The organism is Methylobacterium sp. WL103 (assembly GCF_008039885.1).
GTDB lineage: Bacteria > Pseudomonadota > Alphaproteobacteria > Rhizobiales > Beijerinckiaceae > Methylobacterium > Methylobacterium cerastii.
This window is the reverse complement of the sequence record NZ_VRUX01000237.1, coordinates 1-6,290: the sequence shown is the minus strand read 5'-3', so window position 1 is coordinate 6,290 and position 6,290 is coordinate 1. Positions and strand designations below refer to the sequence as shown.

The following is a 6,290-nucleotide window of genomic DNA, read 5'->3' as shown; positions in this document are numbered from 1 at the left end:
CCGGGTCGCGCTTGGCCGTCTCGGCAGCCGAGCGGAACCGGGCGAGCAGGCGGTAGCCAGCCGGCCCCTGCGTGCCGAGGGCCTCGTAGGCCTTGTCGGCCTCCGCGACCTTGCCGTCGCGGGCGAGGCGGTTGGCCTCGTCGAATTGCTGCGAGGCGGCCTCGGCCGCGTTGCGCTGGGCCGTCTGCCAGTAGCGCCAGCCGCCGACGCCGGCCACCACCAGGATCGCCACCGCGATGATCACACCGCTGTAGCGGCGCCAGATCTCGGCGACCTTGTCTCGGCGATAGTCCTCGTTGACCTCGCGGATGAACTCGTTGTTCTCAGCCATCGTATCCCGGTCCGGCGCGTGAGCCAGACGACCTGAAGCGTCTCGATCGGCCCGCGCCTAGCACGCGGGCGCCGGTTTGGCGACCGGGCAGGCCTCAGGCTTGGCCCGGCCAGGCGTAGACGCCGATCAGCAACGGGTGGAGGTACTTGCCGAACACGAACCAGGCGACGACGCCGACGACCACCGCGATCGCGTCGTTGCGCCAGCCCGCAGGCGCCGCGGCGCCCCCGTGCTGCGCGACGACCTGGCCCGCGGTGAGTGCCCGGCGCTTGGCGCTGATCCGTGCGACCACCGCCCAGGCGAGGAACGAGCCGAACAGCAGGATCGAGCCGAGGTCGCCGTTGGCGAGCAGGTGCGCGGTCGCCCAGATCTTCACCGCGAGCAGCATCGGGTGCTTGGCTTTCGCCCGGATGTGACCCGGCAGGTAGGCCGAGGCCAGCACGATGAAGGCGAGCAGCACCAGGATCAGGGACAGGTGGCGCGTCCAGACCGGCGGATCCCAAACCGCGATGTAGCCGGCGGCGCGGTAATTGTGGAAGCCGACCCCGATCAGCACCAAGCCGAGGACGGACAGGAGCATGTAGCCGAGCTTGTACTTGCCCTCGCCGACCTGGCCGACGACCTCCGAGCGCTTGGCGCGCAGCATCGAGAAGGCATGGGTGCCGAGGAACAGCACCAGCCCGAGGATCAGGATCAACATGGAAGGGAACACTCGGCTGGGGAGGATCGGACGCCCCGCACCGGCGGGAAGCCATTCTGTAACGGTTCTGAACAGAAACTCCGGTGGTTTGTCCAGGCGCGCACGGTCTGCTTCAACCGCGCACGTCGTCTACGCGCGCCCTGGGCGCACCCACTGGTCACCCGCATGCGCCTCCGCCTCGTGCTCGCCGTCCTGTCGCTGCCGACGCTCGCGCAGGCGGCGGCCGAGCCGCCGCTGTCGAGCCTGACCCTGGTCGGGCCACCATCCCTCGTGTTCAAGGCCGGGCGCGACGCCTGCGACGGCGCCGACGTTCCCGACGCCTCCGCCCGCGCGTTCCGGGACGCCACCGGCGCCGTCGCCCTGTTCGGGATGCACTACCGCAACCGGGCCTTGCGCGGGCCGGACCTCGACCGGCTCAAGCTCGACTGCAAGGTGGTGCTGGACTCGGGCGAGAAGGCCGATCCGGCCCTCTACGACGACCGCTCCTGGATCACCGCCACCTGGACCGAGGACGGCACGGCGGTCGCCGCGCTCGTGCACCACGAGTATCAGGCGAACGAACATCCGGGGCGCTGCACCGCCAAGGGCTACGAGGCGTGCTGGTACAACACGATCACCGCCGCCGCCTCCACGGACGGCGGCCGCAGCTTCCTGCGCAGGGCGCCGCCGGCGGTGGCGATGGCGGCCCCGTTCCGGCAGGAGGTCGGCCAGGGGCGCCACCGCGGCTTCTTCAACCCCTCGAACGTGTTCGCCGACGGGCGCTTCCGCTATGTCTTCGTCTCGACCACCGGCTGGGACCGTCCCGGCGACCAGGAGGCCGGCGTCTGCCTGTTCCGCACCGCGACGCCCGCCGACCCGGCGAGCTGGCGCGCCTGGACCGGCACCGGCTTCACCGCCGCCTTCCCGGACCCGTACCGCACGAAGGCCGCAGCGAAGGGGGCCGAGACCTGCAAGCCGGTGGCGCCGTTCCCGACGCCGGTCGGCGCCGTGGTGCGCCACCGCGGCACGGGCGCCTTCGTCGCGGTCTTCATGGCCAAGAAAGGCGACATGGCCAAGAAAGGCGACGGTCCGGCCGGCGCGAGTTTCCCCGAATCCGGCTTCTACTGGACGAGCTCGCGCGACCTGCTCAGCTGGGACGTGCCGCGGCTGCTCGTCGCCGGGGCGACGCTCTACGACGACCCCTGCGCGGCGCCGGGCGGCCTGATCGCCTACCCCTCCCTCCTCGACCCCCGCGCCGAGGGCCGCAACTTCGACGACGTCGGCGACACCGCGATCCTCACCTACGTCACGCTGAAGACCGAGGGCTGCACCATCACCTCGGACCGCGACCTGCTGCGGCGGCCGGTGGCGATCAAGGTCTGGCCGTGACCGGTTCGTGACTTGATAGGCCGCGGGCTCGGCGGCATCGTGACGCCAGCAACGGAGCCGCCATGACCGCCCACCTGATCGCCTGGGACGAATGCGACGCGAGCGTCGCCGCCAACGGCGTCGCCAGGCGCAAGATCCCGGGCGCGGGCGCCAGCCTGGTGCGGATCGTCGTCCCCGCCGGCACCTCGGCCCCGCGGCACAGCCACGCCCACGAGCAGTTCGTGCAGGTGCTCTCCGGCTCCGGCACCCTGGAGACCGAGCAGGGCCGTGCGGCATTCGGCCCCGGCAGCGTGTTCCACTTCCCCCCGGAGGCGTGGCACGCGGCAGAGTTCACGACCGAGACCGTGCTGGTGGAGATCAACTTATCGGCGTGAAGTCCGGCGGACAGGTCGTTCGATGCCGCCCATCTCGTCAGCACCTTCGACATTCGGCACTCAGGATGTCGTGCGACCAACCTGCCCTGATTCGATCTGATCGACCCCGTTTTCGGTATCCTGCGCATAGCGCACGGATTCTCTGGCACGAAGAATTTTTCCCTCTTGTGGGTCGAAGGCTATGCCATCGGTCAGCGCCAGGCAGGCGGCCAGTGCCAACCAAGTGCCGGCGCAGCCCGGCAGGGTCGCGAAATTGAAGGCGTAGGTGTAAGGCCACGGCCCACCGAGATCGATGTCTTCATAGGTCTCCGCCAATTCTGTGAATGCGCAAGCGCCGAACTCGAACCCGGCCTCCCGGCCACGCCAGAGCGCCGAAAGGTGTCCTCGATGATATGCGAGATCCCGAGCCGGTTTCAATTTCAGATCGAACCCGAGGGCATCGATCGATGCCTGCCATTCTTCGATCGAGCCGATCGGACGCGCACAAAATGCGTAAGCTTCCATCGTCATAATCAATATTCCTGGATTTTTACGAGTGTTGCCGCGACGAATTTTGAAAACAATACCGAGGCATGCTTTACGGATATGCCGCGACTGATATGAATTTCGATGATCGGCACATCCAGGCCAATTCCCAGGCTACTGCGAAGCTCTCGAATTCGAGACGGCGTCAGGAGAGCACCTCCTGTCTGAAAGTCCCATACTGCCAGGATCGGAGAAGATTCGGTTCTACCATCGCGTAGAACGACATCGGTGCGGACGCTACCATCCAAACCGTATCGGACGGTATCTCCAAGACTGAAGCTTTGCTCAATCCCATGTCGACCGATGCCTGGAATATCGAGATCACGAAGCATTGCTGCCGTCGTCGTGTGCACTTGAACACCGTAAGCCGCGCCACTGCCTTCACCAACGATCGAGACGGCCTCCTTGACGACATCGACGAGAAGCTCGGTTTTCGCGTCGATCCTTGCATTCCCCGTTTTGTCTATTCGCGTGCATACGATCTGGCCGGCGCCGCCGATCCAGCACCCGTCTGGGCCGCGAGGTTGATCCTGTCGAAAGCCGGCTTTGAGGGAATGGCTGAGCGCAGACAGCATCGCGATCTGCAATCGGATCTCTGCGACCCTGTGCTTGAGCCGATGCCAGTCTCGTTGCTCGCTCATTACAGCGCTCCCTCGAAGGAGATGCCATGGCATAAAGTCCTATTATCGTCAATATTCCTATGCTTCAGGCCTTCTGGAGGGCTGCCCGATCCCCCGGCAATGGTTCCGACGCGCAACCGGTGCCGCGGCCGGTCCGACCTCAACTTTTCTTGCCCCCCGCGGCAAAAAGGCCTGTGTTGGCGGGTCTCGTGCACGTGTGTAAAGAAGACGGCTACGAAGGCTCGTCCGTGCACGCCGACGGGACGAGCGCGCCGATTTCGCCCGCATACAAGAACAGAGGCCATCCATGAGCGCCGGTACCGCTGCCGACAAGCATTTCTCGAATTCGTTCTTCGCGGCCTCGCTGAGCGACGCGGACCCTGAGATCGCCAAGGCCGTCGACCAGGAACTCGGCCGGCAGCAGCACGAGATCGAGCTGATCGCCTCCGAGAACATCGTCTCGCGCGCCGTGCTCGAGGCGCAGGGCTCGGTGCTGACCAACAAGTACGCGGAGGGCTATCCCGGCCGCCGCTACTACGGCGGCTGCCAGTTCGTGGACGTGGCCGAGAACCTCGCCATCGAGCGCGCCAAGCGCCTGTTCGGCGTCGGCTTCGCCAACGTGCAGCCGAACTCCGGCTCGCAGGCGAACCAGGGCGTGTTCCTGGCGCTGATGCAGCCCGGCGACACCTTCCTCGGGCTCGACCTCGCCGCCGGCGGCCACCTCACCCACGGCGCCCCGCCGAACGTGTCGGGCAAGTGGTTCAAGCCTGTCTCCTACACCGTGCGCCGCGACGACCAGCGCATCGACATGGAGCAGGTCGAGGCGCTGGCCCACGAGCACAAGCCGAAGGTGATCATCGCCGGCGGCTCGGGTTATCCGCGCCACTGGGACTTCGCCAAGTTCCGTGAGATCGCCGACGCGGTCGGCGCGTACTTCTTCGTCGACATGGCCCACTTCGCCGGCCTCGTCGCCGCCGGCGTGCACCCGTCGCCGTTCCCGCACGCGCACGTCGCCACCACCACGACCCACAAGACGCTCCGCGGCCCGCGCGGCGGCATGATCCTGACGAACGACGAGGCGCTGGCCAAGAAGTTCAACTCGGCGATCTTCCCTGGCATCCAGGGCGGTCCGCTGATGCACGTCATCGCCGGCAAGGCGGTCGCCTTCGGCGAGGCGCTGAAGCCCGAGTTCAAGATCTACGCCCGCCAGGTGATCGAGAACGCCAAGGCGCTGGCCGACACGCTGATGTCGGGCGGCTACGACATCACTTCGGGCGGCACCGACAACCACCTGATGCTGGTCGACCTGCAGCGGAAGGGCCTCACCGGCAAGGCGGCGGAAGCCGCGCTGTCGCGGGCCGACATCACCTGCAACAAGAACGGCGTTCCCTTCGACACGCAGAAGCCGACGATCACGTCGGGCATCCGCCTCGGCACCCCGGCCGGCACCTCGCGCGGCTTCGGCGTCGCCGAGTTCAAGCAGATCGGCGGCTTCATCGTCGAAGTGCTCGACGGCCTGGCGGCCAAGGGCGAGACGGGGGATCCGGAGGTCGAGGCCTCGGTCAAGACCCGCGTCCACGCGCTCACCGACCGGTTCCCGATCTACGGCTGACCGGAACGCCGCCGGCACCTCACTTCCGGCGTGCACCGCAACACGATAGAGACGGCCGCGGATCGCCACGATCCGCGGCCGTTTTCGTTTCGCGAGAGGCAGCCGTCTTTCCGGCTCGATGAAAAGGTCCGCCCGATGCGGTGTCCCTATTGCGGCGGCTCCGAGACGCAGGTGAAGGATTCGCGGCCGAGCGAGGACGGGGCCGCGATCCGCCGCCGCCGGGTCTGCCCGGACTGCGCCGGCCGGTTCACCACTTTCGAGCGGGTGCAGCTGCGCGAGCTCGTGGTGCTCAAGCGCTCGGGCAAGCGCGTCCCCTTCGAGCGGGACAAGCTCCAGCGCTCGATCGGCGTCGCCCTGCGCAAGCGCGCGGTCGACCCCGAGCGGATCGAGCGGCTGGTCAGCGGCATCACTCGCCAGCTCGAGAGCGGCGGCGAGGCCGAGATCACCTCGGAGGCGATCGGGGAGCTGGTGATGGAGGGTCTGAAGGGCCTCGACGATGTCGCCTACGTGCGCTTCGCCTCCGTCTACAAGAACTTCCGCGAGGCCAAGGACTTCGAGGACCTGCTCGGAACGCTCGCAGAGGCCGGGGTCGCCCCGCCCGAGGGCGTCGTGGCGGGCAAGCCGCGCCCGGCGCGGTCCCGGTCGTGATCGCCGACGTGCGCTTCATGCGCCTCGCCCTGGCGCTCGGGCGGCGCAACCTCGGGCGGACCTGGCCGAACCCCTCGGTCGGCGCCGTGGTGGTCGCGGGCGAGCCGGGCGC

Annotated in this window: 8 protein-coding genes; 4 read left to right on the top strand and 4 right to left on the bottom strand. The window is 67.8% G+C overall.

All coding sequences use genetic code 11. The annotated features are described in order from the left end of the window. Positions 1-331 (bottom strand): tetratricopeptide repeat protein (locus tag FV222_RS14895; protein WP_147814866.1); only part of this gene is annotated, 331 nt, incomplete at its 3' end. A gap of 94 nt (positions 332-425) precedes the next feature. Beyond that, complete coding sequence (locus tag FV222_RS14890) at positions 426-1,031, bottom strand: NnrU family protein (RefSeq protein ID WP_147762637.1); 606 nt, start codon at positions 1,029-1,031, stop codon at positions 426-428. A 165-nt stretch (positions 1,032-1,196) separates the two neighbouring features. On the opposite strand from FV222_RS14890, the gene FV222_RS14885 reads away from it, so the two are divergent. Together FV222_RS14885 and FV222_RS14880 are read left to right on the top strand one after the other, a co-directional pair. Further along, positions 1,197-2,399 carry a hypothetical protein gene (locus tag FV222_RS14885; protein WP_147762636.1) on the top strand — a complete coding sequence of 401 codons (1,203 nt, stop codon included), beginning with the start codon at positions 1,197-1,199 and terminating at the stop codon, positions 2,397-2,399. A gap of 62 nt (positions 2,400-2,461) precedes the next feature. Next, entirely contained in the window at positions 2,462-2,773 is a 312-nt protein-coding gene (locus FV222_RS14880) for a cupin domain-containing protein (RefSeq protein ID WP_147762635.1), read from the top strand. Positions 2,774-2,833: 60 nt separating this feature from the next. On the opposite strand, the gene FV222_RS14875 is transcribed toward FV222_RS14880, so the two are convergent. Both FV222_RS14875 and FV222_RS14870 read right to left on the bottom strand, forming a co-directional pair. After that, on the bottom strand, positions 2,834-3,283 hold the full coding sequence (locus FV222_RS14875) for a hypothetical protein (RefSeq protein WP_147762634.1): 450 nt from the start codon (positions 3,281-3,283) through the stop codon (positions 2,834-2,836). Between the two features lie 2 nt (positions 3,284-3,285). Beyond that, on the bottom strand, positions 3,286-3,939 hold the full coding sequence (locus FV222_RS14870) for a hypothetical protein (protein ID WP_147762633.1): 654 nt from the start codon (positions 3,937-3,939) through the stop codon (positions 3,286-3,288). 286 nt (positions 3,940-4,225) lie between these two features. Here FV222_RS14870 and glyA point away from each other — a divergent pair, with 286 nt between their 5' ends. Next, the gene (glyA, locus tag FV222_RS14865) at positions 4,226-5,530 is read left to right on the top strand and encodes a serine hydroxymethyltransferase (protein WP_147750467.1); all 1,305 of its coding nucleotides are present in this window, start codon (positions 4,226-4,228) and stop codon (positions 5,528-5,530) included. A 135-nt stretch (positions 5,531-5,665) separates the two neighbouring features. Then, a complete protein-coding gene (gene nrdR / locus FV222_RS14860) occupies positions 5,666-6,178 on the top strand; it encodes a transcriptional regulator NrdR (RefSeq protein ID WP_147750466.1) in 513 nt (170 codons plus the stop codon). Positions 6,179-6,290 lie beyond the last annotated feature (112 nt).